This window comes from Corynebacterium lipophiloflavum DSM 44291 (genome assembly GCF_000159635.1).
GTDB lineage: Bacteria > Actinomycetota > Actinomycetes > Mycobacteriales > Mycobacteriaceae > Corynebacterium > Corynebacterium lipophiloflavum.
This window is the reverse complement of sequence record NZ_GG667191.1, coordinates 568,708-571,817: the sequence shown is the minus strand read 5'-3', so window position 1 is coordinate 571,817 and position 3,110 is coordinate 568,708. Positions and strand designations below refer to the sequence as shown.

The following is a 3,110-nucleotide window of genomic DNA, read 5'->3' as shown; positions in this document are numbered from 1 at the left end:
GCCCCCAGGATGATGTCACGGGGGAAATGCCGACCGGAGAAGATGCCCATGGCCGTGATTATTTCACGTCAATCTTCCTACTGCCCCAACTTTGCAACAGCACCGCAACAGCTGTATAATTCAGTGCATGCTGACTATTTCTTCGCGCTTGGACGTGATGAACCGATTGGGTCGGGCGATGGCCGATCCCACCCGATCCCGTATTCTCCTGACCCTGCTGGGCGGCCCGGCCTACCCGGCCGCTCTCGCCCGGGAGCTGGAACTGACGCGGTCAAATGTGTCGAACCACCTCGCTTGCCTACGGGACTGCGGAATTGTGGTCGCCGAACCGCAGGGGCGGAATACCCGCTACGAGATCGTCGACGCCCATCTTGTCCAGGCGTTGAACTCACTGCTGGCTACCACTCTGGCTGCCGACGAGAATGCCCCGTGTATTGACTCGGCATGCGATGTGCCCGGGTGCGCCACCGGAGAGGGGAACAGGTAAGTGGTAACTGGTCTCCTGGGGGCGGTTGGTCTGTTTATCGCCACCAATATCGACGACATCATCGTGCTCTCGCTGTTCTTCGCCCGTGGGGCCGGCCAAGCAGGGACCACACTTCGGATCCTGGCCGGGCAGTACCTTGGTTTCGCGGGCATCCTCGCAGCCACGATTCTGGTCACCCTGGGGGCGGCTGCCTTCCTGCCCACCGAGACGATCCCCTACTTCGGGCTGATCCCCCTGACCCTGGGGCTGTGGGCGGCCTGGCAAGCCTGGCAGGGAGACGATGACGACGATGACGCGAAAGTCAGCGGAAAGAACGTAAGCGTCTTGACCGTCGCCGGGGTGACCTTTGCCAACGGTGGCGACAATATCGGCGTCTATGTCCCGGTTTTTCTCAACGTGGATACCGCCACCGTTATCATCTACTGCGTTGTCTTTCTGATTCTGGTGGCGGGCCTGGTCCTGTTGGCGAAGTTCGTGGCCACCCGTCCGCCGATCGCGGAGGTTCTCGAGCGGTGGGAGCATGTGCTGTTCCCGATCGTTTTGATTGGCCTGGGTATCTTCATCCTCGTCAGCGGCGGCGCCTTCGGCCTTTAATAAGCTCATCCCCCGTGCCTCCTTTGGACTGGATGATGGAGACGATATGCGGCATAAGCCCCGCTTAAAGCGGGGCGTGATCAAAACCTGGGAGAGACCTGTGCGTACATGTACGCCTATGCGTATGCCCGCCCGCGGTGCGTTGGACGTGGAGAGGTAAGGCTCAGGCCACGACCATGTAGAAAACACTCCCTAGGGCCCCGTCGGGATGTGAGACCCCGGCCGCGACGCGGGCAACCCGCCCACCGTGTTTTCAGTACAGTCGGACTCAACCAACCAAACAGTGGCGCCGTTTCAGCTGAGGCGGCCGCCCTGACGAGGAGGACACATGAAAGCATTGACCTGGCAGGCGTCAAACACGGTGAGCGTGGAGGAGGTCCCGGACCCACAGATCCAGGAACCCACCGATGCGGTCATCCGGGTCACCTCGACCGCCATCTGCGGATCTGACCTGCACCTCTATGAGGTGCTGACCCCGTTCATGGACAAGGGCGACATCATCGGCCATGAGCCCATGGGCATCGTCGAAGAGGTCGGCTCAGCCGTCACCCACATCAAGCCGGGAGATCGGGTGGTCATCCCCTTCAACGTTTCCTGCGGGCATTGCTTCATGTGGGTCAAGTCCCGTGTAGTGGTGTAGCCGTCTAGCTTTCGGCTCGGTATGTAGTTCGGGGTTGTGGTTAGGCGGTTAGCTGGTGATGGTCACCATGGTCGTCTCCTGTGGGGTGCATGAGTTGTTTGGTGTGTTCGAGTGCGGACAGTGACATGTAGCGTTTTTGCTGGATCCAATCGTCGTGTTGCTCGGCAAGAACCGCCCCGACAAGCCGGATGATGGATTCGCGGTTCGGGAAGATGCCCACGACATCGGTGCGCCGGCGGATTTCCCGGTTTAACCGCTCGGTGGGGTTGTTCGACCACACCTTCGTCCACACTGGTTTCGGCGCTGCGGTAAACGCCAACACCTCATCGAGTGATTCCTCTAGATAGGCAGCGACCTGCGGGAATTTCGGTTCCAACAGGTCAACTACCTCACGGGCTTGTCCCCAGGTGGATTGGGCGTCGGGTTGCTGGAAGATGGTCTGGAACATCGCAGAGACCATCGGCCATTGTGTTTTCGGGACTTTCTCGTAGAGGTTCTTCGCGAAATGAGTGCGGCACCGCTGCCACGACGCATCAGGCAGCACTTCGGAGATAGCGTGCTGAATACCTTCATGGGCGTCACTGGTGACTAAGAAGACGCCGCGAAGCCCGCGGGCTTTTAGATCTTGGAAGAAGCCTTTCCACGACGCGTTGGATTCCGCGGTGGCGACATGCATGCCGAGCATTTCGCGGTAGCCGTCGGCGTTGACCCCGGTGGCAAGCAGTACGGAGCATTTGACCACACGCCCGCCTTCACGGACTTTGATCGTCAACGCGTCACACGACAGGTAGGCGTACCCGCCGGGATCAAGCGGGCGGTTTTTGAAATCTGTGACCATCTCGTCGAGTTCTTCCGACATGCGCGAGACTTGAGATTTCGACATATTGACAATCCCAAGTGTTGCCACCAGGTCATTCATCCTGCGGGTGGAAACCCCTTTGAGGTAGCAGGTCGCGATCACAGTCGATAAGGCGCGTTCGGCCCGTGAGCGGCGCTCTAACAGCCAGTCCGGGAAGAACGCTGCGTGGCGCAGTTTCGGCACCGCCACATCGATCGTGCCCACACGGGTATCAAGGTCGCGGTGACGGTACCCGTTGCGGTGGTTGACCCGCTCGGCAGAAGCGACACCATATTCAGCCCCGCAGACGGTGTCAGCTTGGGCGGAGAGGATCTGGTTGATAAACCCTTGCAGCATCTGCCGCATCAGATCCGGGGAGGCCTGTGCCAGCAGATCGTCCAGATAGGTTGCAGGGTCGATAGAATGCGGAGCAGCGGTCATCGTCATGTGCCTTTCGGTGAGATGTGGTAGTTGAGTCGAAAGGTTACTGACGATGGCCGCCCCTATATCTGCCAGGGCCCACCATCAGCAAGCGTTACACCACACTAAGG

3 protein-coding genes and 1 pseudogene are annotated in these 3,110 nt (G+C 59.7%); 3 read left to right on the top strand and 1 reads right to left on the bottom strand.

Annotation, left to right across the window (positions count from 1 at the left end):
* Positions 1-127: 127 nt before the first annotated feature.
* From cmtR to HMPREF0298_RS02845, 3 genes and pseudogenes are all read left to right on the top strand, one after another.
* Complete coding sequence (gene cmtR, locus HMPREF0298_RS02855) at positions 128-487, top strand: Cd(II)/Pb(II)-sensing metalloregulatory transcriptional regulator CmtR (protein WP_006839590.1); 360 nt, start codon at positions 128-130, stop codon at positions 485-487.
* Positions 488-1,081 (top strand): cadmium resistance transporter, encoded by a 594-nt coding sequence (locus HMPREF0298_RS02850; protein ID WP_006839589.1) that lies wholly within the window; start codon positions 488-490, stop codon positions 1,079-1,081.
* Positions 1,082-1,409: 328 nt separating this feature from the next.
* A pseudogene (locus tag HMPREF0298_RS02845) lies at positions 1,410-1,694 on the top strand (alcohol dehydrogenase catalytic domain-containing protein); the annotation flags it as partial.
* A 67-nt stretch (positions 1,695-1,761) separates the two neighbouring features.
* Here the strand turns inward: HMPREF0298_RS02845 and HMPREF0298_RS02840 are convergent.
* Complete coding sequence (locus HMPREF0298_RS02840) at positions 1,762-3,000, bottom strand: IS256 family transposase (protein WP_169304956.1); 1,239 nt, start codon at positions 2,998-3,000, stop codon at positions 1,762-1,764.
* Positions 3,001-3,110 lie beyond the last annotated feature (110 nt).